Genomic DNA, 23,282 nt, shown 5'->3' with positions numbered 1-23,282 from the left:
CTGGCCGACGAGCTCTCCGGTTCGGCGGCTATTCGTCGGGTCCCTTGCGCTTCTGCTTGATCCAGGCCCGCGCCTGCTTGTGCCGACCGGCCCACAGCTTGCGGTTCTCCTGGGCGGCGCGGGGATCCTCCCGGCGGCGCTCATGGGCGAGTTCGGCCTGCAGCTTCTGGAAGCTAGCCCAGCGCTCCGGATCGAGGTCGCCGGCCTCCAGGGCGGCCCGGACGGCGCAACCGGGTTCGGCCCCATGGCCGCAGTCCGTGAACCGGCATTGCGCCACGAGGGCCTCAATGTCGTCGAACACCGCGGCGACCCCAGCGTCCGCCTCCCACAGGCCGAGCTCCCGCATGCCCGGCGTGTCCAGGATCAGGCCGCCTGACGGGAGCAGCACGAGCTCGCGGTGGGTGGTGGTGTGGCGCCCCCGGGCGTCGTCCTCGCGGATGGCGCCGGTGGCCATGACCTCGCTTCCCGCCAGGGCGTTGAGCAAAGTGGACTTGCCCGCGCCGGACATGCCGAGCAGCACTGCTGTCCGGCCTGGCGCCAAGTGGGCGGCCACGGCGTCCAGCCCCTCGCCACGGGGCGCCGAGATCGCCAGGACCGGCGCGGCGCCGGCGATGGCCGTCACCTCGGCGATACGGGCGGGCAGATCCCCGGCCAGGTCCGCCTTGGTCAGCACGATGACCGGCGCCGCGCCGCTCTCATAGGCGGTGGCCAGATAGCGCTCGAGGCGTCGGAGATTCAGGTCCGCGTTCAGCGAGGTGACGAGGAACGCGACGTCCACATTCGCCGCCACCACCTGGGCGTGGGTTCCGCGGCCGGCGGCCTTGCGCACGAAGGCGGTGGCCCGGGGCAGGACATGCTGGACGAACAGGGGCTCGGGCGGTCGGCGCGGCTCGAAGGCCACCCAGTCTCCGGCGACGGGACGGGCCATCTCTTCCCGCGCTTTCATCAGCCGGCCGGCGGCCTTGGCCTCGGCCTCGCCGTCCTCGGTGATCAGGCGATAGCCGCCGCGTTGCTGGACGATGACGCGCCCGGCCTTAAGGCCCCGCGCAGCATGGGGCGTGAAGGCAGCCTCCAGGCGGGCGTCCCAACCGTACCGGGTCAGCAAGGGGTGTGTCGCGACATCGGCAGAGGATCCGCTCGGGAAGGCGCGGACCTTGGCGGGCGTCCCGCTTCGCGTCAAGAAGACGGGAGCAGCGAAGGAGCCCGGCCATGGCCGAAGCCGTGAACGTCGTGATGAACGAGGCGGAACGTCAGTTCCAGGTGAAGATCGGCGATGAGATCGCCTTCGCCGAGTATCGGCTGGTGGATCATGGGATCATCCTGCCGCACACCGTGGTGCCCGAGAGCTTCGAGGGCAAAGGCGTCGGCTCGGCTCTGGCCAAGGCCGCCCTCGGCTACGCCCGCGAGCACGGTCTGCAGGTCATCCCGCTCTGCCCCTTCATGGCTGGCTACATCAGGAAGCATCCCGAGTGGCACGACATCGTCCACGAGACCTACAAGGCCCAGCTCGGCATATCCTGACCTGCGCCATCTAGGCGGAGGCCAGCGCCGCCCCGCCCCGCAAACTTGGCGGATGCGAAGTGCGGGGAAGGGGCGGCCTCGCGCATCACGGCGCTCGATCTTCGCCCACCCGGACGGCTCCCACCGGCGCGGCGATGATCCCGGCGCCCTTGCCGGCGTCCCGGAAGGTCCAGGCGTCGATGATGAACTCCTTGCCTTCCGCCTCGGCCTTCTTGCGAAGCTTCCGCTGGTTGGGAGTCAGGTCTGCGCCGGGCCCCATCTTGGCTTCCAGATAGCCTTCGTCGATCACCTGGTCGGGTTTGCTCGACCGCCCGCCGCCCACCGGAACCGCCTCCTTCTTGACGTTCGGTATCTTTCCCCGGCTGACGGTCTTGCCGTACGAGAGCGCCTCGCCGATGGCGCCCTTTGTCTGGTTGGATCGCAAGGCGGTTCCGTAGGTCCCGGCGACGCCGCCGATGCCGCCCAGAACGGCTCCGCCGTGCGCCGCACTGATCGCTCGCCCTGCGGCTGGCGCCCGCCCCTCGGCGAGGTCGCCGACGATGGACTCCGCCGCTCCGCCGAGCGCGCCGCCGACCATGGGGCCGCGTCCCAGCGTCACCAGACCGCCCGCCGCGCCCCCCAAGGCTGCGCCCACGTATCGGCCCCGACCGCTCAAGCGTCTGGAGGCGAGGTCCTCGGCGCCCTGGACCCCGAGCCCCGCCAGCGCGCCACTGCCGGCGGCGAACTGCGCCAGCCCGCGAGGATCCACGCCGCCCAGCTTGGGAGCCTTGGCGATGGCGTTGGCGAGTTTGAGCCCCTTCGGGACCGTGGTCAGCGCCGTCTTGGCGGCGGCGCCGGCGCCGCCCGTTGCGGCGATGCCCAAAGCCAAGCCCGCAGCCTGACCTGTCAGCCGGGCGGCGCCATAGTTTTGACTGTCGTAGGCGTCCTGGGCGCGCTTTTCCGCCATGTTGGCCTGATACCGGTCGCCGAAGCCCGCCAGTCCGCCGCTTAGCAAGGCGTCGCCTGCCGACAGCACCCGATCGGCTGCGCCGAAGGTGAACTCATCGACGGCGCCGCTGAGGGCGGCCCGCGCCAGTTCTTGCTGCGCTGGCTTGCTCGCCACAGCTGATGGCCTGACGGCCTTGGGCGAGGGTCGTACCTGCGTCGTAGGCCTAGATGCCGAGGCAGGGCCGGGCGTCGATCTGATGGTGCGCGCCAGTTGCTGCACCTGTGACGGCGCCTGACCCAGAACGGTCTGGCCTGTCTGGATCGCCGTCCTTACGAACTCGCGGCCTCGCGTCGTGAGCTCACGCGCGTCATCTCGCAGATCGTTCAACCGCCGCTCGGTCTCGCGCTTCCGCCTCTGCAGTTCCTCAACCCACCTCACGTCTTGGGCGCCTCGTTATGATGTTGATCCTCGGGTACGCGGCACACGCCGGGCGCGATCGTCCCAGCCTCGGCATCCTATGCGCAGCACTCCCCAAAAAGCAAGAACAAAACAAGAACAAATGCCTTGGCGGTCCCCGGCCAAGCGCTGTCGCCTAGCCCCAAATCAGGGCCGCTTCACCTCGGAGGATCGCTTCAGCTTCGGGGGTGTGTTTGGCCCCGCCCCGCTCGTGGAGGACCAGGGCGGGCAGGAGCTTCAAGGGCGCCCGACCGGTCTTGATGGCGCGCACCAGGACACGCTTCGCAGGCTCGTCGGCGAAGGGATGGATGGGGCGGATCTGGAACGACCCGGCCTTGACGCTCAGCAGGTCCAGGAGGTCGGCGAGCCGGTCGGCCCGGTGGATCACGGTGATGGTTCCGCCCTCGCGAACCGCCTTGGTGAGGAACGGCGTCCAGGCGGCGAGGCCGCCCTCGGCCATCCAGGCGTTGGTCTTCTCGGGGGCCGGCGCGCGCAGGGCGGTCGGATCGTCGAAAAAGGGCGGATTGGCGATCACCGCGTCGAAAGGAGAGAGGCCCAGCTTGGCGAAGGGAACGTTCACGTCGCCCGCCCGAACCTCGACCCTGTCCGCCAGGCCGTTCAGCGCCACGTTCCGCTCAGCCAGGGCCCGGGCGGCCGGGTCGCGCTCGACCCCGGTGAAGCGCGTCTCCGGCTTGCGAACAGCCGCCGCCAGAAGCGCGCCGCCCGCGCCGCAACCGGCCTCGATGACCCGCTCGCCGGCTCTCGCGTCGCACGCCGCGGCCAGCAGGGCCGCGTCCAGCCCCGCCCGATAACCCCGCTGGGGTTGCAGCAGGCGCACCCGGCCGCCCAGCAGCCGGTCCTCGGTGGTGGCGTCCCCGGTGGCTTCCATGCGAGGCCCTTGATAGAAGGCTAGCGAGCGCGTGTGTGGGTCGCTTGACCGTGACCTAGCGTGTCACCATTGTCCCGGCAAACGGCGACCGGCTCGGGGGGGCGGCCGCCCACTGTGTGGTTAAGGAAGTCGTCGTCTTGGAAGCCGCTCAGGCCATCGCTCGTCCCGCCCCCTCCATCGCTGCGCTGCTGGAACTGGCCGGGCCGGACATGGCGTCCGTCGACGCCCTGATCCGGGCGCACATGGACAGCCCGGTGCCGGTGATTCCGGCCCTGGCCGATCACCTGATCGCGGGCTCGGCCAAGCGTCTGCGGCCGCTGCTGACGGTGGGCGCCGCCCGCCTTGCTGGGGCGCGGAACGACGCATGCCTGAAGCTGGCCGCCGCCGTCGAGTTCATCCACACGGCCACCCTGCTGCACGACGATGTTGTGGATTCCTCGGAGCTGCGGCGCGGGCGGGTGGCGGCCCACCTGATCTGGGGCGCGCCGTCCAGCGTGCTGGTGGGCGACTTCCTCTTCGCCCGGGCCTTCGAGCTGATGGTCTCGGCCGGATCCATGCCGGCTCTTGAGGTGCTGGCCCGCGCGTCGCGCGTGATCTCCGAGGGAGAGGTGCTGCAGCTCACCCGCAGCCACGACCTCGACCTCACTCAGGAGGTCTATATCGAGATCATCGGCGCCAAGACCGCCGAGCTGTTTGCCGCCGCCGCCGAGGCCGGGGCGATTTCGGCCGGGGCTGAGCCAGAACGCTGCCGGGCCCTGCGCCAGTTCGGCCGCGACCTGGGCCTGGCGTTTCAGCTCGTCGACGACGCCCTCGACTACTCCGGGGACGCCGGCACCCTGGGCAAGAACGCCGGCGACGACTTTCGGGAGGGCAAGGTCACCCTGCCGCTGCTCTACGCCATGGCCCGCACGGGCGCGGCCGAGCGCGACTTCTGGGTCCGCACCGTGGATCGCCGCGAGCAGGTCGAAGGCGACTTCGAACGCGCCCGAGCCCTCATGGCTGAGACCCGGGCGCTCGACGACACCCTGGCCCTGGCCGGCCGCTATGCCGACACGGCCAAGGCCGCCCTGGCGGACTTTCCGTCCAGCAGCTGGCGTCCGGCCCTAGAGGAACTGGCCGACTTCGCGGTCCGCCGGAGGGCCTGAGCGACCGCCTTCTGACCAGATCTTGACCAGTGTCGGCTCGCTGACACTGGAACCAGCCTGCCGTCTGCGCGCTCCCTGCGGTCCAGACGGAGGTTGTATATGTTTCCTGGAACGAGGCTGTCGCGACTGGGTGCGTTCAACCCTGAATTCCCCGACGCCGAAGCCCTGCACCTGGGCCTCGCCCGCTGGAACCGCGAGCGGCTGGCCCCGCGGACGCCCGATTCCGGCTGGCTGGCCGAGCTTAGTCGCGACACCCGGATGCTGCGTCTGGAGGGCGCCTTCATCGAGGCGTTCCGCGCCCATGTGACGGATCTGGTCAACGACGTTCCCGAGGACGCCGACGGCTTCATCGCCTGGTTCGAGGGGCTGAAGGAGAGCGGTCCTGGGCAGTACGACCCGTTGTTCGACTGGCTCGCCACCGAGGCGAGCCTCGACCAGATGCGCTGGTTCCTGACCCAGGAGGCGGCCGGAGAGGCCGGCTTCGACGACCTCGTGGCCTACACCCAGGTGAAGTTGCCCGCCCGGCCCAAGCTGGAGCTGGCCCGAAACTACTGGGACGAGATGGGGCGTGGTTCGGAAGGGGGCATGCACGGCCCCATGCTCGACCGCACCATAGAACTGCTGGAGCTGACCCCGACCATCGAGGGCACCTGCTGGCAGTCTCTGGCTCTGGCCAACACCATGACCGCCCTGGCCACCACCCGGCGTTATGTTTACCAGTCGATCGGCGCTCTTGGAGCGGTGGAGCTGACCGCGCCCACCCGCGTGGCCCTGGTGTCCGAGGGGCTGAAACGGCTGGGCATTTCGCCGGCGGGGCGGAAATATTTCCAGCTCCACGCCCAGCTCGACATCGAGCACTCCAGGGCCTGGAACGCCGAGGCGCTGATTCCGCTGGTCAGCGAGAACCCGGCCTGCGCGCGCCACATCGCGGAGGGGGCGATCATGCGCCTGATCCTTGGGGAACAGTGTTTCGAGAGCTACCGCGCCCATCTCTGGGCCCACCATCATCCGGTGGTCTACGCGGCGGAATAGGGCCAGATCAGGCGGCGACGCCGAACAGCGTCCCCACGGCGGCGGTGACGCCCATGGCCGCCGCCCCCCAGAACGTGACCCGCGCCACGGCCTTCAGCATGGGCGCGCCGCCGGCCTTGGCGCCAACCGCGCCCAGGGTCGCAAGCGCCAGGATCGAGACCCCCGCCGTCGCCGGCGCAAGCGAAGGCCCGGTCGTCAGGAGCGCTGCGAGCAGAGGCACGGCGGCGCCGGCGGAGAACGTCAGTGCGGAGGTCAGCGCCGCCTGTAGCGGCCGCGCCGCGGTGAGGTCGGACAGCCCCAGCTCGTCCCGGGCATGGGCGGTCAGGGCGTCCTTGGCCATGAGCTGATCCGCCACCTGCCGGGCGAGCTCGGGCGTCAGGCCGCGCTGAACGTAGATCTGGGCCAGCTCCTCATGCTCGAAATCGGGCTGGGTGGCGAGCTCCTGCGTCTCCCGCGCAATGTCGGCTCGCTCGGTGTCAGATTGCGAGCTGACCGACACATATTCGCCGGCCGCCATGGACATGGCCCCCGCCACCAGGGCCGCGAGCCCGGCGACCAGAATCTCTCCCCGACCCTGCGCCGCCGCGGCGACGCCAACGATCAGGCTCGCCGTGGAGACGATGCCGTCGTTGGCGCCAAGCACCGCCGCCCGCAGCCAGCCGACGCGGGCGATCTGGTGGCGTTCGAGATGCCGGGCGGTCGCCAACCGATCAACCGGGGCTGATCATCTTTTCCGGACGCACCCACTCGTCGAACTCTTCGTTCGTCAGGTAGCCGCCGCCGACAGCCTCCTCGCGCAGGGTGGTGCCGTTCTTATGCGCCGCCTTGGCGATCTTGGCGCAGGTGTCGTAGCCGAGCTTGCCGTTGAGGGCCGTCACCAGCATCAGCGACCGCTCGAGGTTGGCCTTGATGTTGTCCTCGCGGGCTTTGGTGCCCACCACCATGTTGTCGGTGAAGCTGATCGCCGCGTCGGCCAGCAGGCGGCACGACTGCAGGAAGTTGTAGGCCATCACCGGGTTGTAGACGTTCAGCTCGAAGTGCCCCTGGCTGCCGGCGAAGGCCATGGCCGTCTGGTTGCCCATGATGTGGGCGCAGACCATGGTCAGGGCCTCGGCCTGGGTCGGGTTCACCTTGCCCGGCATGATGGAGGAGCCAGGCTCGTTCTCCGGCAGGGCCAGCTCGCCAAGCCCCGCCCGCGGGCCCGAGCCCAGGAAGCGCAGGTCATTGGCGATCTTGAAGAGCGCGCCGGCCGCGGCGGTCAGGGCCCCGTGGCTGAACACCATGGCGTCGTGAGCGGCCAGGGCCTCGAACTTGTTCGGCGCGGTGACGAACGGCAGCTGGGTGATGTTCGCGATCTTTTCGGCCACCAGCTCGGCGAAGCCCACGGGGGCGTTCAGGCCGGTGCCCACGGCGGTGCCGCCCTGGGCGAGTTCGTAGAGGCCGTAGAGGGTTTCCTTCACCCGGCGCACGCTCATGGCCACCTGATGCGAATAGCCGCCGAACTCCTGGCCCAGGGTCAGGGGCGTGGCGTCCTGGGTGTGGGTGCGCCCGATCTTGATGATGTGGGCGAATTCTTCGGACTTGGCCTTGAGGGCCGCGTGCAGATGCTCCAGCGCCGGCATCACCGAACGGGCCACTTCCTCGGCCGCGGCGATGTGCATGGCCGTCGGATAGGTGTCGTTCGAGGACTGGCTCATGTTGACGTGGTCGTTCGGGTGGACGGGCTTCTTGGAGCCCATCTGCCCGCCCATCATCTCGATGGCCCGGTTCGAGATCACCTCATTGGCGTTCATGTTCGACTGGGTGCCGGACCCGGTCTGCCACACCACCAGCGGGAAGTGGTCGTCGAGCTTGCCGTCGATCACCTCCTGGGCGGCCGCGACGATGAACTTGCCGATCTCGGGGTCGAGCTTGCCGAGCTCCATATTGGCCTCGGCGGCGGCGCGCTTGACGATGCCAAGGGCGCGGATCACCGGCTTGGGCTGCTTTTCCCAGCCGATCTTGAAGTTGCCGAGGCTGCGCTGAGTCTGCGCGCCCCAGTACCGGTCGGCCGGGACTTCGATCGGGCCGAAGGTGTCGGTCTCGGTGCGGGTGGCGCTCACGGCAGGATCTCCAATGGAAACTGGCCGCCGGTTTAGCGAGACGGCGCGAGACTGCAAGGCGCCGGAGCGTTAGTTGAGGCAAATGAGCGACGTCTGGACCCAGCACGGCAAGGTGCGCGCCCGCGAGGCGGAGGGCGTGCTGGAGGTCACGGTCGACGGCCTGACCACCCAGGCCAAGTACTACAAACCCCTGATCTACGAGTTCTTCCGCAAGGCCTGGCGCGGGTCGCGGCCAGCCTGGGGCGAGTTCTCGGTCGAGATCGGCATGGAATATGTGGGCGAACCGCCCTGGCTCGATCTGGACAACCTCGCCAAGGCCCTGCTCGACGCCATCAAGGGCTACACCTTCCACGATGACGCCCAAGTGGCCCGGCTCCTGGTCGAACGCCGCCCTGGTGATCGAGAACGCATCACCATTCTTGTCCGCCGCCTGAGCTGAGCGGATCGGAGCTGAGCTCAGCGGGTCGGTCGGGTTGGGGCGGGCTAGTGCTGCCTGGGCTCCATGGTCGCCCCCGCCTCACGGCAGACCGCGGCGCAGCGACGGCAGGTCTCGGCGCAGATCCGGCAGTGGGCATGCATGTCCGCGTGACGGCCGCATTCCTCCGCGCAGAGACGGCAAGTTTCCTCGCAAGCCTGCAGGATCGTCAGCAGCAGGCCATCGTTGGATCCGGTCCGGCGAGACGCAAGGGTGGCGGTGAGCGCGCAGACGTCCGCGCAGTCCAGGTCGGTGCGGATACATTGGCGCAGGTCCGCGACCATCTCCTCGCCCAGACAGGCGTCGGCGCAGCTGGTGCAGACCTGGGCGCAATCAAGGCACGTCTCAATGCAGCGGGTCAGCGCTTCGTTTGCGTCTCCCCGGACCTGCGGGTGCGCGGAGATCATCTCTTGGGCGTGCATGGGCGCCTCCAGCTCGGGTGAACAGAAGGTCCAACCCGGCTGTCGCGGCGCTGTTCCCATCATCTGGGCGTGAGGCCGAAAGAAAACGGCCGCGCCTCGGAAGGGAGGCGCGGCCGGCGTTTCGCCAACCTTGTCCAGGGGAGGGTTCGGTTCAGCGATACTGTTGCAGGCGGGTGGTCCGCAGGCCGGCCATCCCATGGCGGTCGATCGAGCGCTGCCAGGACTGAAACTCGTCACTGGTCAGCGAGTAGCGCTCAAGGGCGTCCTCAAGGGAGATCAGGCCGCCGCGAACCGCGGCCACCACCTCGGCCTTGCGCCGGATCACCCACCGCCCGGTGTTGGCCGGGGGCAGGTCCTTGATCGTCAGAGGCGCACCGGTCGGGCCGATGACATACGCCTCGCCGCGGCTGTTTGTGCGCAGCTGCTGCGTCTGTTGCAACATGGCTATTCTAGCCTTCCCACCATCACTGTTGATGGGAACCATAGCCAGCGCCCGTTACCGGCCGCTGAATCGCTAAAGTAAAGAAACGCCTAATCACAAAGGCCCCCGTGTACGCTTTGTTACTCTTTCAAAGGTTGGCGGCGGTTAAGCTAAGCTAACGCAAAGTTCTACCGCTTGATGTTGATGAGCTCCTCGAGCATCTGATCCGCGGTCGTGATGATCTTGGACGACGCCGAATAGGCCTTCTGAGTGGCGATCAGGCCGGTGAACTCGGACGACAGGTCCACCGTGGAGGCCTCGAGACTGGACGGCGAGATCGCCCCGGCTCCGCCGACGCCGGGCTCCTTGATCACCATTTCGCCCGCCTGGATCGTCGGCCGGTAGGCGTTGCCGCTGACCGCCTGCAGGGCGTTGGCGTTCGGGAAAGTGGCGATGCCGATCTTGGCGATCTTGCGGATCTGGCTGTTGTCATAGATCGCCGAGACGATCCCCTGCTCGTCCACCTCGATGGCGATCACGTTGCCCACGCCCGCGCCGTCCGACAGGATCGAATTGACGGTGGAGGTGCTCGCGTACTGGGTGATCTTGCTGAGGTCGAGCGCCACATCCTGGGCGCCGAGGCCCAGGCCGCCGGCCCAGCGCAGACCCGTGGCCGCGTCCGAGGCGCCGATCGACAGCATCGGTTCGCTCGGCGTCGGCGTGCCGAAGAGGGTGGTGTTGGGCATGTCGATCGTGCCGTCGGCGTTGAAGGTCACCACGCCGCTGCTGATCAGGCCGTTGGCGCCGCCACCGTCGATGTCGCTGGCCGGCACGGCGTAGATCTCCGCGTGCCAGGTGTTGGCCGGCGTGTCGCTCTTCAGGAACGACATGGCGATCTTCCGCGAGCCGCCCGCGGAGTCGACCACGTTCATCTCGATGACGAAGTCAGGCTTGGTGCCCGTGGCCACGCCGGCGGCATAGGCGGCCATGGAGGCGGTCGCCGAGGGCGCATAGGTCGCCTCCTGGGCCGACACCGTGCCTTCCTTGTTCAGGTTGGCGCTGACGCCCAGGCGGGTGGTGGGCGCCACCGCCGAGCCCAGGTTCTTGACGTTGATCGACGTCATCTTGGTGAGGTCGGAAGGATTGACCGGGAAGGTGCCGTCCGCCTGGATCGGCCAGCCCTGCAGGTACAGGTTGGCGTCGTTCACCAGGTAGCCTTCGCTATCCACGCCGAACGAACCCGACCGGGTGAAGCTGCGGGCGTCGGCGGGGGTGAGGCCCGCACCCTTGTTGGCCACCACGAAGAAGCCGTCGCCCGAGATGGCGAGGTCGGTGGTCGAGCCCGAGGCCTGGATCAGGCCCTGCTGGCTGACGAACTGGCGGGTGACGCTCTGCACCCCGCCGGCGGAGTACTTGCCCTGCACGGCCTGGGCCGTGACCACATTGGCGAAGTTCACCTGGTTGCGCTTGTAGGCGACCGTGTTGACGTTCGCGATGTTGTCCGAGATGGCCGCGAGCGCCGAGGAGTTGGCCACCAACCCCGAGACGCCTGCGAGCATGGCCGAATTGATGCTCATGGCTGACTTCCGTTCTTCTCCTTGAGGCCCGCGTCCTGCGGGGGGCGTCCTTCAGCCGCCGGTGGAGACGACGTTTTGCCGTCCGGGTTGTTGTTCTCAGGCCTCGCCTGCGGGCGGGGCCTGTTTGATGGTGGTGATGTAGTTCCAGAGGACCTGAGACCCGTTCACGGTGATGAGGGTCTCGCCGTTGGACTGTTCGACCCCGCTCACGACCCCTTCGATCGCGACCGTGGCGGGAACCGTGGCGAAGCTGCTGTCGGTGGCCCGGACACGCAGGCTGTAGAGGCCCTCGGGCATCTTCACGCCGTTGGCGTCCTTGCCGTCCCAGGTCACCTTGTGATCGCCGGCCTTGAGGCCGTTCTCCGGCGCCGGCAGGCTCTTCACGGCCTGGCCGGTCCGGATGTCGATGACATCGAGACGAACATCGTGGGCGTCGCGGGGCAGGGTGTAGATCCACTCTGCCTTGTCGTTCTGCAGCTTGGCGTCCGTGGTGATCGCCCGGACCTCCTTGCCGATCAGGCTGACCGCGGTGGAGACGCCGTTGCTGGTGTTGACCACCAGGGTCTTCAGCAGGTCGTTGGTGAGGAGCTGCTGCTCCACGCCCGTCATCTGCACGATCTGCTGGGTGAACTGGGTGGAATCCATCGGCGACAACGGATCCTGGTTCTTCAGCTGCACGGTGAGCAGCGACAGGAACGTGTCGAAGCTCTCGGCCAGCCGGGTGCGGCCGATGCTGCTGGGGTCCTGTCCGTAGCCGGAAACGGCATTGACCATCCTAGATCCTCACGTCCACGCCGCCGATCACGCCCCGGCGCAGCCGAAGCTCCCCCGAGGTTGCGGCCAGGTCGGCCTCGCTCGCCGTATCCAGGGCCTGCTGGAAGGCCCGGCCGCGGGGATGTCCCTGGCTTTCGCTCCAGTCCTGCCGGGCCTGGCCTCGCTCGCCCGCCACGTCGAAGGAAAGGCCGCCCGACAGGTCGAAGCCAGCCTGTTCGAGCGCCCGCTGAAGTTCGCCCGATCGGGCCTTGAGTTCGGCGGCCGCCTGCGGGTTGTCGAAGGCCAGGGCGGCGGCCACCCGGCCCTGGGCGTTGATCTCGACCCGCACATCGACCTTGCCGAGGCCGGCCGGGTCCAGTTCCACGTCGAAACGGGTCGAACGGGCGTCCAGCTTCTTGAGGATGTGAGCCGCCAGGCTGGCCACGGTCTCCGGAGCGCCCCGCACGGCGTGCCCCACAGGCGCGCCGGTGGGCGCTGCGCCCTGGGCTGCACGGGTTTCAGCGGGTTCGGAGCGCAGCTCCAGGGTGTCGGGGCTGTCCATCCGCCGCGCCTCGGGCTCGACCGGGGTCACCTTGGGCGCCTGGGCCGAGGCGGCGGCCTTGCCGCCCGCAGCGCCCGTGGGGGGCGCAGGCGCGGGCGCCCTGGCGGTCTGGGCGGCAGGGGCGGCCTCTGCCTCGTCTCCGCCGAGGGTCTCCACACCACCGGCCGACTTCTTCTCCTTGCGGGAAGGCGGGGTCGGCGGCGCGTCGGCGGCGCGGCTGATCTCTTCGCGAGCGGTGGAGGCGGTCAGGGGCGAAAGGGGCGGCGGCGATACGGCCGGATCGACGGTCGAGGCGTTGGCGGCCGGCTGGACCGCCGAGGGGGCCTGGGCCGGTTCAGTGGGGTCCAGGCTTGCGGGCGCCGGCATCTGCGGCGGCTTGGCGGCTGCGGGCGCGTCTGCCTGAGCTGGAGCGGGCGCCCGCGGGGGCGCGATGAACTCAGCGCCGAGCGGCTTGACGCTGAGCGGCTCGGCCGCGGCTGGCGCTGGGGCTTCGCCCGTCTCGCCCATAGGGGGCGCCATCGACGGGCGAATTGGAGGCGCGGCGACCTGGACGCCGGCGTCGGCCGCAACGGCCTCTGCGCCGCTCCCGCTCGGCGCAGGCGTCACCGTCTGGACGGCCGTCTGGGGCAGGACGAAGGCCAGCAGCAGGGGATCGACGACGTGGGCGTCCGATCCATTCGAGGTCACGTCTTCGCGCGCGACCTCGCCGGTTTCTCTGCCCGGGAGGTCGCCGGGTTCGATCTGCGCGCGGAGCGGAGCTGCGACCGGAGCGGCGCTGTGGAAGACAGGCGTGGCGGCCGGAGCTCCGTCCGTTCCGCCCACGGGCACGCCCGCGATGTCGGTGTCGCCGAACAGGGCGGCCAGCAGAGCCTCGAAGCCGGCCAGGGCGCCCGTCGGGGCGCCAGCCATGCCGGTTCCGCCGCCGCCGGAGGCCAGGCCGGGCGCAGTCATCAGCGGATTGATCGCGGGCGCAGTCATTGCGGGCGGTCGAAACCTTGCAGGTGCGGCGCGTCCTGCGCCGGGTCCATTCGACCGGTCCGCAGCAACCTTCGCGCCAACCTGGCAAGTGGCTGATTTCGCAGCGAAAGGCGGTCGACTGGCGGCGATCTTCGCTCTGCGACCACGGCGGAAATTGCCGAGCGAAGAGGGGGGTGATGGGCGTTCCCTGCCGATCGGCCAAGGCCCATGCGGTTCTGGCGCCAGACTTGCGCTGTGATGGGCAAGTCCACCGGCCCCTGAAGGGACCACCGTTGAAAATGTTAGGTTTTTCCCGGCGCCCTTCGCGCGCGATCACTTTCTTCCCGGCAGAATCCGCCGGGTCGGGGGTGAGCCTTTGCCGGGCGGAGCGTTAAGCGATGTCGCTAAGCGTCACCTTGAAGACCGCCGCCTCGGGCCTCAATGCCGCCCAGGCTTCCCTTCGCGCGGTTTCGGACAACATCGCCAACGTCAATACGCCGGGGTACGTCCGCAAGGCGGTCGACCAGCAGCCCCTGGTCGTGGACGGCGTCGGCATGGGCGTCCGCGTCGACGGCGTGAAGCGGATCACCGACGACTACCTCCAGATGGCCAGCCTCACGGCGGCCTCGGACTCGCAACGCTGGAGCGCCATCTCCCAGTACCTGGACAACGCCCAGAGCCTGTTCGGCAACCCCTCGAGCGACACCTTCTTCTTCAATCGGCTGGACGCCATCTACGGCGCGTTCGCCACAGCCGCCGACGATCCATCGTCGTCGCTGCTGCGGAGCCAGGCCCTCTCCAATGTTCAGGACTTCCTGGCCGAGGCCGCCCGCATCAACGGGCAGCTCGAGGAACTGGGCGCGACCATCGAGACCAAGATCAGCGCCGACGTCGAGCGGGCCAACAGCCTCCTCCAGCAGATCAACCAGCTCAATGTGGAGATCAGCCGCGCCAAGCTGGTCAACGCCGACGCCTCGGGATCGGAAAACATCCAGAGCCAGCTGATCGACGAACTGGCCTCGCTGATGAACGTGCGGGTGCAGCAGCGTGAGGGCGGCGGCGTGACCATCCGGTCCACCGAGGGCGCCCTGCTGGCCGGCGACGGCATGGTGGCCAAGCTCGCCTACAACCGCACCGATTCCACGCCGGGCTACATCACCGCCCAGGTCTCGGGCGGCGCTGCGCCCGTACCGATCCAGATCACCAGCGGCGACCTGCGCGGCCTGATGGACCTGCGCGACGTGGAGCTGCCGCAGCTCTCCGATCAGCTGGGCGAGTTCCTGACCCGGGCCGTGGATCAGCTCAACGCCGCCCACAACGCATCCGTGGCCTATCCGGCGCCGGGGTCGCTCACCGGCCGCAACACCGGCCTCGACCTGCCGACGGCCATCAGCGGCTTCACCGGCTCCACCACCATCGCGGTGATGAACGCCAACGGCGTGCTCGCCCGCCGGGTGGACATCGACTTCACCGCCGGGACCATGAGCGCCGACGGCGGCCCGGCGGTGGCGTTCACCCCCGCCACCTTCCAGGCGACCCTCAACGCCCAGCTGGGCGGGGCGGCCACGGTCGCCTTCAATAACGGAACCATGTCGATCACCGGCGCGGGGACCAACACCCTGGCCGTGGACGAAGGGACCTCCCAGAAGGCCGGCCGGGCCTTCTCGCACTTCTTCGGTCTCAACGACCTGATCCGCACCAACGGCTTCAGCAACTACGACACGGGTCTGAAGGGGACGGACGCCCACGGCTTCACTCCCGGCCAGCAGATCTCGTTCCGCCTCTCCAGCCCTGACGGCCTGCCGATCCGGGATGTCACCGTCACGGTGCCGGCCGGCGGGACCATGAACGACCTGCTGGCGGCGCTGAACAACACCAGCACCGGCGTCGGCCTGTACGGCAGCTTCACCCTGGACGCTTCGGGCAACCTCGCCTTCGACGGCGCGCCGCCGTCCAATGCCCAGCTCTCGGTGATCAGCGATGGCACTTCCCGGGGGGGCGACGGGCCGTCCATGAGCCAGCTGTTCGGCCTCGGCGCCCTGGAGCGTCGCTCCCGCGCCAGCCGCTTTGTGGTGCCGCAGGCTTTCGACAACGATCCCTCGAAGCTCGCCTTCGGCAAGCTGGACTTCACCGGCGCTGCAGGTCAGCCGCTGATCCGTCCCGGCGACGGACGCGGGGCCCTGGCCCTGTCCCAGGCCGGCGACGTGCCGACGGCCTTCCAGGCGGCCGGCGCGCTCGGCGACGTGACCATGACCGTGTCGCGCTACGCCTCCGAGTTCGGGGGCTCGATCGGGCGCAAGGCGGCCGCCGCCGAAACCCGCATGGTCAGCGCCCAGGCGGTGCTGACCGAGGCCACGGCCCGCCGTCAGGCGGTGGAAGGCGTCAACCTCGACGAGGAACTCGTCAACATGACCACCTACCAGCAGGCGTTCAGCGCCTCGGCCCGCATGATCCAGGCGGCCAAGGACCTGTACGACGTGCTTCTGGCCCTGGTGTGAGGAGGATAGGCAGATGGTGACCCGCGTCTCGACCCCCGGAAACTATTCCGCTGTCCTGGCCAACCTCCTGGCCGCCCAGCAGAGCCAGATGGCCGCCGGGACCAAGGTGGCGACCCAGAAGAACGGTTCCGATCTCAAGGACTATGCGCGCGACGCCGAGATGCTCACGGCCATGCGCTCCCTCAAGACGCGGATCGAGGTCTACCAGGACCAGAACACCTTCATCTTCGAGCGGCTGGCCACCCAGGACACCGCCCTCAACCAGGTGACCGAGGCCGCCCTGGGGGCCCGCCAAGCCATCGCCGACGCCCTGGCGTCGGGCCGGGTGGACACTCTGATGGAGGATCTTCAGGCCCAGTTCCGCAACGCCATCGAGGGCCTGAACACCCGCTATGGCGGCAAGTACGTGTTCGCGGGCGGTCAGGTGGACACCCGGCCTCTCACCGCCACCAGCATGGCCGACCTCACCTCGGGACCGCCGATCTCCGCCTGGTTCCAGAACGACCACTACGAGGCCACCGCCAAGGTGGACGAGGCCACCACCGTTCAGGTCGGCCTGCTGGCCAATGTCCTCGGCGAGGACCTGATGGCCGCCTTCCAGGCGATCCAGGCCTTCCAGGAAGGCCCGGACGGTCCCTTCACCGGTGCGATGACCGATGCGCAGCGCACCTTCCTCGAGGGGCAACTGGCCACCTGGGATTCTGTCCGGGAGGACCTCACCAATGCGACGGCCCGTAACGGTCTCGTGCAGAAGCGGGTGGAGAGCGTCCGCGACGACCTGAAGACCCGCTATAACCAGCTCCAGGGCTTGATCGGCGACATCACCGACGCCGACATGGCCGAGGCCGTGGCCCAGCTCGAGCAGGCCCAGCTCGCGGTCCAGGCCGCCGCCCATGTCTTCACCACCCTGCAGGAAAGCTCGCTGCTCAACGTTCTGCGCTAGGGCGAAACGGCGCGCGGCCTCGAAAAGCCGCGGCCCAGCCGCTACATAGGCGGCCATGAGCGTCTGCCGTGTCCCTGTCGCCATCACCGCCGAGCGTCTGTCCGACGGTCTCGTCGAGGCCGCGCGCGCGGCCGTGCGCCTGCCGGCGGGGACGCGGATCGTCGCGGCCATGTCGGGCGGGGTGGATTCCACCGTCACGGCCGCCCTGCTGTCGCGGGCCGGCTATGACGTGGTGGGCGTGACGCTGCAGCTCTACGACCACGGGGCGGCGATCCAGAAGAAGGGCGCCTGCTGCGCGGGCCAGGACATCCACGACGCCCGCACGGCGGCCCAGTCCCTCGGGATTCCGCACTACGTCCTCGACTACGAGAGCCGCTTCAGGCAGCAGGTCATCGACGACTTCGCGGACGCCTATCTGCGCGGCGAGACGCCGATCCCCTGCATCCGCTGCAACCAGACTGTGAAGTTCCGCGACCTGCTGGAGGTGGCGAAGGACCTGGGCGCCGAGGCCATGGCCACGGGTCACTACGTCCGGCGGGAAGAGGGCGCGCACGGGCCTGAGCTGCATCGGGCCTTCGACCCGGCGCGCGACCAGTCCTACTTCCTGTTCGCCACCACGGCCGAGCAGCTGGCCTACCTGCGCTTCCCCCTCGGCGACATGCCCAAGCCGATGGTCCGGGCCGCCGCCGCAGAGCTCGGCCTGGCCGTCGCCGACAAGCCGGACAGCCAGGACATCTGCTTCGTCCCCGAGGGGCGCTACACCACCCTCATCGACAAGCTCCGGCCGCAGGGCGCCGAACCCGGGGAGATCGTCCACCTCGACGGCCGGGTTCTTGGGCGTCACGAGGGCGTCACCCGCTACACCATCGGCCAGCGCCGGGGGCTCAACGTGGCCGTGGGCGATCCGTTGTTCGTGGTGAAGATCGACGCCGATGCGCGGCGCGTGATCGTCGGCCCGCGCGAGGCGCTGCTGACCCGGGCGCTCACGCTCAAGGAAACCAACTGGCTGGGCGATGAGGCTTCGCTGGAGGCCGCCTGCGAGGCCGGCCGTCCGGTGCTGGCCAGGGTTCGCTCGACCCGCGAGCCCGCCGCCGGCCGGCTGGCCCTGGTGGACGGCGCGCCCGGCGTGGTCTTCGACGCCCCGGAAGAAGGCGTGGCCCCCGGCCAGGCTTGCGTGCTCTACGCCCCCGAGGCGGCGACCCGCGTCCTCGGCGGCGGCTTCATCGCCGCCACGGTTCGCGCGGCCTGACCGCTCGGAAGGGTCTCGATCCTACCCTTGCGTAGCAGGCGGCGGTCCCGGGACTTGCCCCTGGGTCACCTTATGTCTCACCGACCGGTGAATTATATCTGAGGTCATGACCCAGACTTCCGATCCCGTCGTCATCGCCTCCTACGCCCGCACGCCCATGGGCGGCTTTCAGGGCGCTCTCTCGGGCGTCAAGGCCACCGAACTCGGCGCTGCGGCGGTGAGGGCTGCGGTCGAACGGGCCAAGGCCGCTCCGGACGCCGTCGAGCAGATCCTGATGGGCTGCGTGCTTCCCGCAGGCCTGGGCCAGGCCCCCGCCCGGCAGGCGGCCCTGGGCGCGGGCCTGCCGAAGTCGGTGGAGGCCACCACGGTCAACAAGATGTGCGGCTCGGGGATGCAGGCCGCCATCCTGGCGCACGACACCCTGGCCGCCGGCGCCGCCGACGTGATCGTTGCCGGCGGCATGGAGAGCATGACCGGCGCGCCCTACCTGATGACCAAGCACCGGGGCGGCGCCCGCATCGGCCACGACGCCATCTACGACCACATGTACCTGGACGGTCTTGAAGACGCCTATGAGCCCGGCCGCCTGATGGGTTCCTTCGCCGAGCAGACCGCCCGCCAGTACCAGTTCACGCGCGAGGCGATGGATGAGTACGCCATTGGCTCGCTGACCAAGGCCAAGGCCGCCGTGGAGTCGGGCGCCTTCGCCCGCGAGATCGTCCCGGTGGAGGTTGTCGGCCGAAAAGGGGCGGTGGTGATCGACACCGACGAGCAGCCCCTCAAGGCCGATCCGGCCAAGATTCCGACCCTCAAGCCGGCCTTCGCCAAGGACGGAGCCATCACCGCCGCCAACGCCTCGTCCATCTCCGACGGCGCTGCGGCCCTGGTCATGACCCGCGAGAGCGTGGCCAAGCGTCTCGGCCTCGCCGTCGTCGCCCGGGTGGCCGGCCATGGCGCGCACGCCCACGAGCCGGGCCTCTTCACCACCGCGCCGGCGCCGGCCATGCGCAAGGCGCTGAACCGCGCCGGCTGGAGTGTGGAGGATGTGGACCTCTTCGAGGTCAACGAGGCGTTCGCGGTGGTGGCCATGATCGCCGAGCGCGAACTCGCCATTCCGCGTGAGAAGCTCAATGTGAACGGCGGCGCCTGCGCCCTCGGCCACCCCATCGGCGCGTCGGGCGCCCGCATCCTGGCCACCTTGCTCAGCGCGCTCGAGGCCCGCGGCAAGAAGAAAGGGCTCGCCAGCCTTTGCATCGGCGGTGGCGAGGCGGTCGCCATGGCTGTGGAGCTCGCCTAACCCCGCGCGAACTCGGGCGAGCTAGGCGCGGGCGGGCCTCTCTGGCATCAGAGACTCCTGACAGGAGGTCCGATGTCCGAGTCCGTGGTGATGCTGTCGCACGAGATGCTGGCCGGCGTACGCCGTCCGCTGGAGGCCGCCGGCTTGCGGGTGGCCGAGCGTTGGACGCTCACCGAGGCCGAGCGGCAGGCCACCCGGGCAATCGTGCACGCGGGGGAAATTCCGCTGACGCCGGACTTCCTCACGAGCTTTCCGCAGTTGGGACTGATCGCCTGCGTAAGCGTGGGCTACGACGGCGTCGACGTGCCCTGGTGCCGGGCGCGCGGCATCGAGGTGACCCACGCCAAGGGGTTGAACGCCGACGACGTGGCCGACCATGCCCTCGGGCTCATGCTGGCGTCCTGGCGCAAGATCGTGGCCGGCGACGCCGTGGTGCGCGAAGGCGGCTGGCGGGATGATCCGCGGTTGCGCCCGCCCCCTGGGCTGAAGGGCCGCCGGCTGGGCGTGATGGGGCTCGGCGCCATCGGCGAGGCGGTGGCGGTGCGCGCCGAGGCCTGCGGCATGCAGGTGGCATGGTGGGGACCGAACCCGAAGCCCGCCCGCTGGCCACGGGCCGAAAGCCTGTTGGCGCTGGCGCAGGACAGCGACGTGCTGGTGGTGGCCTGTCGGGCCGACGCTTCCAATCGCAAGGCCGTTTCGCGGGAGGTCATTGAGGCCGTGGGCCCGAAGGGGCTGATCGTGAATGTGGCGCGCGGCTCGGTCATCGACGAGGACGCCTTGATCGCGGCGTTGAAGGACGGGCGTCTCGGCCGCGCCGCCCTGGACGTCTTTGAGGAAGAGCCGACGCCGGCGGCCCGCTGGGCGGATGTCCCGAACACGGTGCTCACGCCCCACACCGCCGGGGGCACGGTGGACTCCATTCCGCGCATGGTGGCGCAGGCGGTGGAGAACGTGCGACTGTTTCTCTCTGGCCAGCCGGTGGCGAGCCCAGTTGACGCCTAAAACGCGCTGCGGAACGGCTTGACTTAAAGACATAAAGATATCTTTATGTCGCGCCATGGAGCTTTCGGCGGCACAGGCTGTAGATGTGTTGCGCGCGGCGGGCGAGCCGACGCGCCTGCGGATCCTTGCGCTTCTGGCTCGCGAAGAACTGGCGGTGCTCGAGCTGTGCCGGGTGCTCGACCAGAGTCAGCCACGGGTTTCACGTCACCTGAAGCTTCTGGCTGAAGCCGGGCTGGTGGAAAGATTTCCTGACGGAGCGTGGGTGTTCTACCGCCTTGTCCAAGGCGGACATGCCGGGGAACTTGCGACCGAGGTCCTCAGGCGGATCGATCCTGCCGATCCAGCGCTGTTCCGCGACGCCGAACGTCTCTTGGCGGTGCAGGCTGAACGGGCGGCCGAAGCCGACGCCTATTTCGCCCGCAACGCCGCGCGGTGGGACGAGATCCGCTCCCTCTACGTGGCCGAAGCAGACGTGGAGTCGGCGATCCTTCGCGCCGCGGGCCCGGGGCCTTTCCGCCGGCTGGTGGACTTGGGCACCGGGGCGGGCCGTATGCTGACGCTGCTCGGCCCGCGCGCCGATCAGGCCCTGGGGTTGGACCTGTCGCAGCAGATGCTGAACATCGCCCGGGCGCAGGTGAACCAGGCGGGCCTGGAGCGCTGCGAACTGCGGCACGGCGACATTTTCGGCACACGCCTGCCCGACAAGAGCGCCGATCTGGTGGTCGTGCATCAGGTGCTGCATTACCTCGGCGATCCGGCCGCAGCCGTGAAGGAGGCGGCCCGCATCACCGCACCGGGCGGTCGGCTGCTGATCGTCGACTTCGCCCCGCACGCCCTTGAGTTCCTGCGCGAGCAGCATCAGCACCGGCGGCTGGGGTTCTCGGACGCCGAGATGGACCGCTGGCTGGGCGAGGCCGGCCTGGAGCCGGTGGATGTCCATGCCCTGCCGCCCGAGCGTGGCGAAGGCCTTACCGTGAAGATCTGGACCGCCGAGCGGACCGCCGCCCGGCAGAGGAGCGCCGCATGACCGCCCTAGGACCTGTCGCGCGCGCCGGCGTTGGTGGGACGCCGCGCCCGAATGTGTCGTTCGAGTTTTCCCCGCCCAAGACGCCGGAAGCAGAGGCGCGGCTGTGGGAGGCCATCCGTCGCCTGGAGCCGCTCGCCCCGTCGTTCGTCTCGGTGACCTATGGCGCGGGTGGGTCGACGCGTGACCGGACGCACCGCACGGTGCTGCGGATGCTGGCCGAGACCACCCTGAAGCCCGCCGCGCACCTCACCTGTGTTGAGGCCAGCCGGGCCGAGGTGGACGAGGTGATCCGCGACTACTGGGCCTCGGGCATCCGTCATATCGTGGCCCTTCGCGGCGATCCGCCCGGCCAGATCGGCGGCGCCTATACGCCGCGGCCGGATGGCTACCGCAACGCCACGGAACTTACCGCCGGCATCCGGGCGATCGGCGATTTCGAGGTCAGCGTCGGCCTCTATCCGCAGGTCCACCCCGAGAGCAGCGGCGTCGACCACGACATAGATGTTCTGAAGGCCAAGATCGACGCCGGGGCCACCCGGGCCATCACCCAGTTCTTCTTCGACGTGGACGGCTTCCTCCGGTTCATGGACCGGGTGCGCAAGGCGGGGGTGACCATTCCGATCTCGCCCGGGATCATGCCGGTGACCAACTTCGCGGGCCTGAAGAAGATGGCCGGCCCCATTGGCATCGAGCTCCCAGCCTGGTTGGGCAATTTGTTCGAGGGTCTGGACAAGGACCCGGAGACCCGGCGGCTGATCGCCGCCTCGGTGGCCAGCGAGATGTGCGCCCGGCTCGCCGAGGAGGGCTTCAGCGACTTCCACTTCTACACCCTGAACCGCGCCGACCTGACCTACGCCATCTGCCGGGTCCTGGGCGTGCGCGAGACTGGACCCGAGCCCAAGGAAGCGGCGGCATGACAAGGCAGGAGCGTATCGCGGCGTTGAAGGCGGCCACCAAGGAGCGGGTGCTGATCCTGGACGGCTCCTGGGGCGTGATGATCCAGAAGCGCGGCCTGGCCGAGGCGGACTACCGGGGCGAGCGGTTCAGGGACGCGCCTGGCGAGCTGCGGGGCAACAATGACCTGCTGTGTCTCACCCGTCCTGACATCATCTCGGAACTGCACGACGCCTACTACGCGGCCGGTGCGGATATCTCGGAGACCAACACCTTCTCGGCGACGTCCATCGCGCAAGCCGAGTACGGCATGGAAGCGGCGGTCCGCGACATCAACCTTGAAGGCGCGCGGCTGGCTCGGGCCCGGGCCGACGCCTGGACCGCCAAGGAGCCGCACAAGCCGCGGTTCGTGGCCGGGTCCATCGGGCCTTTGCCGGTGATGCTGTCCATGAGCTCGGACGTGAACGACCCCGGCGCGCGAAAGGTCACCTTCGAACAGGTCTATACAGCGTATGCCGAGCAGGTGCGGGCGCTGCACGAGGGCGGGGTGGACCTGTTCCTGGTGGAAACCATCACCGACACCCTGAACTGCAAGGCGGCGATTAAGGCGATCCTGGATCTGGAGGATGAGGGCTACGAACCGCTGCCGATCTGGATTTCAGGGACCATCACTGACCGTTCGGGCCGCACGCTCTCCGGTCAGACCGTCGAGGCTTTCTGGAACTCCGTGCGCCATGCCAAGCCCTTCGCCGTGGGCCTGAACTGCGCCCTCGGCGCCGAACTGATGCGGCCGCATATCGCCGAGCTTGCGCGGATCGCCGACACCCTGGTCAGCGCCTATCCCAACGCCGGCCTGCCTAACGCCATGGGCGAGTACGACGAGCAGCCTCACCAGACGGGCCACATGCTGCATGACTGGGCCAAGGACGGCCTGGTCAACATCCTGGGGGGCTGCTGCGGGACCACGCCCGAACACATCCGGCACGTGGCCGAGGCCGTGAAGGGCGTCAAGCCGAGGCAGGTTCCTGAGCGGCCGAAGGCCATGCGGCTGGCCGGCCTGGAGCCGTTCGAACTGGCCTGACCCCATCCCTGCGCCTTGCCTTCGGTTACAGGCCGGAGGCAGACGCACGCC

22 protein-coding genes are annotated in these 23,282 nt (G+C 69.2%); 12 read left to right on the top strand and 10 right to left on the bottom strand.

Going from position 1 to position 23,282, the window contains the following annotated elements; all coding sequences use genetic code 11:
• Nucleotides 1–28: 28 nt before the first annotated feature.
• Nucleotides 29–1,105: a ribosome small subunit-dependent GTPase A gene (rsgA, locus tag BO64_RS00775; protein ID WP_496401363.1), complete on the bottom strand. Its 1,077-nt coding sequence runs from the start codon at nt 1,103–1,105 to the stop codon at nt 29–31.
• A gap of 104 nt (nt 1,106–1,209) precedes the next feature.
• Between rsgA and BO64_RS00770 the strand changes: the two genes are divergently transcribed.
• A complete protein-coding gene (locus BO64_RS00770; protein WP_496401362.1) occupies nt 1,210–1,521 on the top strand; it encodes a GNAT family N-acetyltransferase in 312 nt (103 codons plus the stop codon).
• Between the two features lie 85 nt (nt 1,522–1,606).
• Here BO64_RS00770 and BO64_RS00765 read toward each other — a convergent pair whose 3' ends face one another.
• On the bottom strand, nt 1,607–2,836 hold the full coding sequence (locus BO64_RS00765) for a hypothetical protein (protein WP_496401361.1): 1,230 nt from the start codon (nt 2,834–2,836) through the stop codon (nt 1,607–1,609).
• A gap of 205 nt (nt 2,837–3,041) precedes the next feature.
• Complete coding sequence (locus BO64_RS00760; protein WP_496401360.1) at nt 3,042–3,794, bottom strand: tRNA1(Val) (adenine(37)-N6)-methyltransferase; 753 nt, start codon at nt 3,792–3,794, stop codon at nt 3,042–3,044.
• A 137-nt stretch (nt 3,795–3,931) separates the two neighbouring features.
• Here BO64_RS00760 and BO64_RS00755 point away from each other — a divergent pair, with 137 nt between their 5' ends.
• Together BO64_RS00755 and BO64_RS00750 are read left to right on the top strand one after the other, a co-directional pair.
• Nucleotides 3,932–4,939, top strand: a complete 1,008-nt coding sequence (locus BO64_RS00755; protein ID WP_496401359.1) for a polyprenyl synthetase family protein — start codon at nt 3,932–3,934, stop codon at nt 4,937–4,939.
• A gap of 99 nt (nt 4,940–5,038) precedes the next feature.
• Complete coding sequence (locus BO64_RS00750) at nt 5,039–5,971, top strand: iron-containing redox enzyme family protein (RefSeq protein ID WP_496401358.1); 933 nt, start codon at nt 5,039–5,041, stop codon at nt 5,969–5,971.
• A 7-nt stretch (nt 5,972–5,978) separates the two neighbouring features.
• On the opposite strand, the gene BO64_RS00745 is transcribed toward BO64_RS00750, so the two are convergent.
• Together BO64_RS00745 and fumC are read right to left on the bottom strand one after the other, a co-directional pair.
• Nucleotides 5,979–6,677, bottom strand: a complete 699-nt coding sequence (locus BO64_RS00745) for a VIT1/CCC1 transporter family protein (RefSeq protein WP_496401357.1) — start codon at nt 6,675–6,677, stop codon at nt 5,979–5,981.
• Nucleotides 6,678–6,681: 4 nt separating this feature from the next.
• Complete coding sequence (fumC, locus tag BO64_RS00740; protein WP_496401356.1) at nt 6,682–8,073, bottom strand: class II fumarate hydratase; 1,392 nt, start codon at nt 8,071–8,073, stop codon at nt 6,682–6,684.
• A gap of 82 nt (nt 8,074–8,155) precedes the next feature.
• On the opposite strand from fumC, the gene BO64_RS00735 reads away from it, so the two are divergent.
• Nucleotides 8,156–8,512, top strand: coding sequence for a RusA family crossover junction endodeoxyribonuclease (locus tag BO64_RS00735; protein ID WP_496401355.1), 357 nt, complete (start codon nt 8,156–8,158; stop codon nt 8,510–8,512).
• A gap of 44 nt (nt 8,513–8,556) precedes the next feature.
• On the opposite strand, the gene BO64_RS00730 is transcribed toward BO64_RS00735, so the two are convergent.
• The 5 genes from BO64_RS00730 to BO64_RS00710 all read right to left on the bottom strand — a co-directional run bounded on the left by BO64_RS00730 (nt 8,557) and on the right by BO64_RS00710 (nt 13,261).
• Nucleotides 8,557–8,970, bottom strand: a complete 414-nt coding sequence (locus BO64_RS00730) for a four-helix bundle copper-binding protein (RefSeq protein WP_496401354.1) — start codon at nt 8,968–8,970, stop codon at nt 8,557–8,559.
• A gap of 151 nt (nt 8,971–9,121) precedes the next feature.
• Nucleotides 9,122–9,412, bottom strand: coding sequence for a CtrA inhibitor SciP (sciP, locus tag BO64_RS00725; RefSeq protein WP_496401353.1), 291 nt, complete (start codon nt 9,410–9,412; stop codon nt 9,122–9,124).
• Nucleotides 9,413–9,579: 167 nt separating this feature from the next.
• Entirely contained in the window at nt 9,580–10,968 is a 1,389-nt protein-coding gene (locus tag BO64_RS00720; protein ID WP_496401352.1) for a flagellar hook protein FlgE, read from the bottom strand.
• A gap of 96 nt (nt 10,969–11,064) precedes the next feature.
• Complete coding sequence (locus tag BO64_RS00715) at nt 11,065–11,742, bottom strand: flagellar hook assembly protein FlgD (RefSeq protein ID WP_496401351.1); 678 nt, start codon at nt 11,740–11,742, stop codon at nt 11,065–11,067.
• Nucleotide 11,743: 1 nt separating this feature from the next.
• Nucleotides 11,744–13,261 (bottom strand): flagellar hook-length control protein FliK, encoded by a 1,518-nt coding sequence (locus BO64_RS00710; RefSeq protein ID WP_496401350.1) that lies wholly within the window; start codon nt 13,259–13,261, stop codon nt 11,744–11,746.
• Nucleotides 13,262–13,638: 377 nt separating this feature from the next.
• Between BO64_RS00710 and flgK the strand changes: the two genes are divergently transcribed.
• From flgK to BO64_RS00670, 8 genes are all read left to right on the top strand, one after another.
• Nucleotides 13,639–15,738 carry a flagellar hook-associated protein FlgK gene (gene flgK / locus BO64_RS00705; protein WP_496401349.1) on the top strand — a complete coding sequence of 700 codons (2,100 nt, stop codon included), beginning with the start codon at nt 13,639–13,641 and terminating at the stop codon, nt 15,736–15,738.
• A gap of 13 nt (nt 15,739–15,751) precedes the next feature.
• The gene (locus BO64_RS00700; RefSeq protein ID WP_496401348.1) at nt 15,752–16,681 is read left to right on the top strand and encodes a flagellin; all 930 of its coding nucleotides are present in this window, start codon (nt 15,752–15,754) and stop codon (nt 16,679–16,681) included.
• A 55-nt stretch (nt 16,682–16,736) separates the two neighbouring features.
• Nucleotides 16,737–17,930, top strand: coding sequence for a tRNA 2-thiouridine(34) synthase MnmA (mnmA, locus tag BO64_RS00695; protein ID WP_496401347.1), 1,194 nt, complete (start codon nt 16,737–16,739; stop codon nt 17,928–17,930).
• A gap of 106 nt (nt 17,931–18,036) precedes the next feature.
• The gene (locus BO64_RS00690; RefSeq protein WP_496401346.1) at nt 18,037–19,227 is read left to right on the top strand and encodes an acetyl-CoA C-acyltransferase; all 1,191 of its coding nucleotides are present in this window, start codon (nt 18,037–18,039) and stop codon (nt 19,225–19,227) included.
• A gap of 72 nt (nt 19,228–19,299) precedes the next feature.
• Nucleotides 19,300–20,229: a 2-hydroxyacid dehydrogenase gene (locus BO64_RS00685; protein ID WP_496401345.1), complete on the top strand. Its 930-nt coding sequence runs from the start codon at nt 19,300–19,302 to the stop codon at nt 20,227–20,229.
• A gap of 55 nt (nt 20,230–20,284) precedes the next feature.
• Nucleotides 20,285–21,256: an ArsR/SmtB family transcription factor gene (locus BO64_RS00680; protein ID WP_496401344.1), complete on the top strand. Its 972-nt coding sequence runs from the start codon at nt 20,285–20,287 to the stop codon at nt 21,254–21,256.
• On the top strand, nt 21,253–22,173 hold the full coding sequence (gene metF, locus BO64_RS00675; protein WP_496401343.1) for a methylenetetrahydrofolate reductase [NAD(P)H]: 921 nt from the start codon (nt 21,253–21,255) through the stop codon (nt 22,171–22,173). Before BO64_RS00680 ends, metF begins: the two co-directional genes overlap by 4 nt.
• Nucleotides 22,170–23,231: a homocysteine S-methyltransferase family protein gene (locus BO64_RS00670; protein ID WP_496401342.1), complete on the top strand. Its 1,062-nt coding sequence runs from the start codon at nt 22,170–22,172 to the stop codon at nt 23,229–23,231. Before metF ends, BO64_RS00670 begins: the two co-directional genes overlap by 4 nt.
• The last annotated feature ends 51 nt before the right edge of the window (nt 23,232–23,282 follow it).

The organism is Phenylobacterium composti DSM 19425 (genome assembly GCF_059568645.1).
Note: the sequence above shows the minus strand (reverse complement) of the source record. Positions and strands in the feature narration are given on the sequence as shown.

Bases quoted from the DNA above. Each gene is read 5' to 3' on its own strand.
- BO64_RS00730 (WP_496401354.1), bottom strand. From the start codon at position 8,970: ATGCACGCCCAAGAGATGATCTCCGCGCACCCGCAGGTCCGGGGAGAC.
- BO64_RS00735 (WP_496401355.1), top strand. From the start codon at position 8,156: ATGAGCGACGTCTGGACCCAGCACGGCAAGGTGCGCGCCCGCGAGGCG.
- flgK (WP_496401349.1), top strand. From the start codon at position 13,639: ATGTCGCTAAGCGTCACCTTGAAGACCGCCGCCTCGGGCCTCAATGCC.
- mnmA (WP_496401347.1), top strand. From the start codon at position 16,737: ATGAGCGTCTGCCGTGTCCCTGTCGCCATCACCGCCGAGCGTCTGTCC.
- BO64_RS00715 (WP_496401351.1), bottom strand. From the start codon at position 11,742: ATGGTCAATGCCGTTTCCGGCTACGGACAGGACCCCAGCAGCATCGGC.
- BO64_RS00760 (WP_496401360.1), bottom strand. From the start codon at position 3,794: ATGGAAGCCACCGGGGACGCCACCACCGAGGACCGGCTGCTGGGCGGC.
- BO64_RS00690 (WP_496401346.1), top strand. From the start codon at position 18,037: ATGACCCAGACTTCCGATCCCGTCGTCATCGCCTCCTACGCCCGCACG.
- BO64_RS00750 (WP_496401358.1), top strand. From the start codon at position 5,039: ATGTTTCCTGGAACGAGGCTGTCGCGACTGGGTGCGTTCAACCCTGAA.
- metF (WP_496401343.1), top strand. From the start codon at position 21,253: ATGACCGCCCTAGGACCTGTCGCGCGCGCCGGCGTTGGTGGGACGCCG.
- BO64_RS00720 (WP_496401352.1), bottom strand. From the start codon at position 10,968: ATGAGCATCAATTCGGCCATGCTCGCAGGCGTCTCGGGGTTGGTGGCC.
- BO64_RS00770 (WP_496401362.1), top strand. From the start codon at position 1,210: ATGGCCGAAGCCGTGAACGTCGTGATGAACGAGGCGGAACGTCAGTTC.
- BO64_RS00700 (WP_496401348.1), top strand. From the start codon at position 15,752: ATGGTGACCCGCGTCTCGACCCCCGGAAACTATTCCGCTGTCCTGGCC.
- sciP (WP_496401353.1), bottom strand. From the start codon at position 9,412: ATGTTGCAACAGACGCAGCAGCTGCGCACAAACAGCCGCGGCGAGGCG.
- BO64_RS00670 (WP_496401342.1), top strand. From the start codon at position 22,170: ATGACAAGGCAGGAGCGTATCGCGGCGTTGAAGGCGGCCACCAAGGAG.
- BO64_RS00710 (WP_496401350.1), bottom strand. From the start codon at position 13,261: ATGACTGCGCCCGCGATCAATCCGCTGATGACTGCGCCCGGCCTGGCC.
- BO64_RS00680 (WP_496401344.1), top strand. From the start codon at position 20,285: ATGGAGCTTTCGGCGGCACAGGCTGTAGATGTGTTGCGCGCGGCGGGC.
- BO64_RS00685 (WP_496401345.1), top strand. From the start codon at position 19,300: ATGTCCGAGTCCGTGGTGATGCTGTCGCACGAGATGCTGGCCGGCGTA.